The organism is Arthrobacter sp. AQ5-05, assembly GCF_003287975.1.
Classification (GTDB): Bacteria; Actinomycetota; Actinomycetes; order Actinomycetales; family Micrococcaceae; genus Paeniglutamicibacter.
This window is the reverse complement of record NZ_QMKQ01000076.1, coordinates 1-1,396: the sequence shown is the minus strand read 5'-3', so window position 1 is coordinate 1,396 and position 1,396 is coordinate 1. Positions and strand designations below refer to the sequence as shown.

Genomic DNA, 1,396 nt, shown 5'->3' with positions numbered 1-1,396 from the left:
CAATACCGTTTACTTAGTCTTCAAGTGTGTTAATCTTTTGGAATGGCACGAAGCGGATGGGTGAAGCCCGAAGGTCCAGAACGGTTGGGAGACCACGTCTCCCTGGGCGTACTCACGAAGGTGTTTACCCCCCGGGAGGTAGATGCGGCGATCGTGCGCACCGGCGCGGCGGGGCAACGCAACCGGTTGCTGCCGGCGCGGATGATGGTCTACTACGTGATGGCACTGGCCTTGTTCTCCTCCGGTTCCTACGAGGAAGTCATGCGCTCGGTGCTGGCCGGGATGGAATGGATCACCGGCCGGTTCCGGGAATGGACGATGCCGACGAAGGCGGCGATCTTCAAGGCCCGCACCCGCTTGGGATCGACGGTGATGATCGACCTGTTCGATGCCTGCGCCAAGCCAGTGGCTGCCGCCGGCGGGCCCGGGTTCTACCGGCAATGGCGGTTAGTGAGCATCGACGGAACCGTCCTGGACATCCCCGACACCGCGGCGAACGAACGTACCTACGGGCGTCCCGGAACCAACACCGAGGCCAAAAGCGCCTACCCACAGGCTCGGGTCCTGGGCCTGGTCGAATGCGGCACCCACGCGGTCATTGGGGCGGTGGTCTCTGGGTGCGACACCGCCGAGCAGACCATGTATCCAGGGTTGCTGCACAGACTCCGGCCGGACATGCTGGCGATCGCCGACCGGGGATTCTTCAGCTACGAAGCGTTCAAGCTAAGCATCGGAACCGGTGCCCAACAATTGTGGCGGATGAAAGGCAACGCGGTGCTGCCCGTGGAGGAGGAATTCGACGACGGGTCCTATCTTTCGGCCGTCTATGAGGGCACGAAGCAGCGGCGACACAACACGGAACCGATCCCAGTACGAGTGATCGAATACACCGTCACCACTGGCAAGGACGTCGGGGAATTTCGGTTGATCACCAACATCTTGGACCCGGCCGAGGCGCCGGCCCAGGACCTCGCCGAGGCCTATGCCCAACGCTGGGAAATCGAGCTGTGTTTTGACGAGCTTAAGACCCACCAGCGTGGCCCTTCCCTGGTATTGCGCTCCAAGACCCCCGATGGGGTCCTTCAGGAAATCTACGGCTATCTTTGCGTACATTACGCCCTGCGGTCCCTCATCGGTGAAGTCGCTCGCGACCTTGACGAGGACCCCCTGCGCATTTCTTTCACGCGAACCCTCCGGGCCGCACGGCGAACATTGGCCGCGCGCCCGGCTTTTTCCCCCTAAAAAACATGCCGAAGCCTTCGTCGTTTTCTGTCGGGAAATCCTGCATGAACTGTTGCCGCCCCGAAGGCAGCGCAGCAACCCCCGCGTCGTGAAACGCAAGATGTCTGGTTGGCCCCTCAAACGCGTTCCTAAAAAGTCTAAGTAAACGGTATTG

General features: G+C 61.2%; 1 protein-coding gene. It reads left to right on the top strand.

All coding sequences use genetic code 11. From position 1 onward, the window contains the following. Positions 1 to 42: 42 nt before the first annotated feature. Positions 43 to 1,242, top strand: coding sequence for an IS4 family transposase (locus DQ353_RS21055; protein WP_113765133.1), 1,200 nt, complete (start codon positions 43 to 45; stop codon positions 1,240 to 1,242). The last annotated feature ends 154 nt before the right edge of the window (positions 1,243 to 1,396 follow it).

What these genes read in the sequence shown, in the direction of transcription:
- DQ353_RS21055 (WP_113765133.1), top strand. Translation starts at nt 43, where the DNA reads ATGGCACGAAGCGGATGGGTGAAGCCCGAAGGTCCAGAACGGTTGGGA.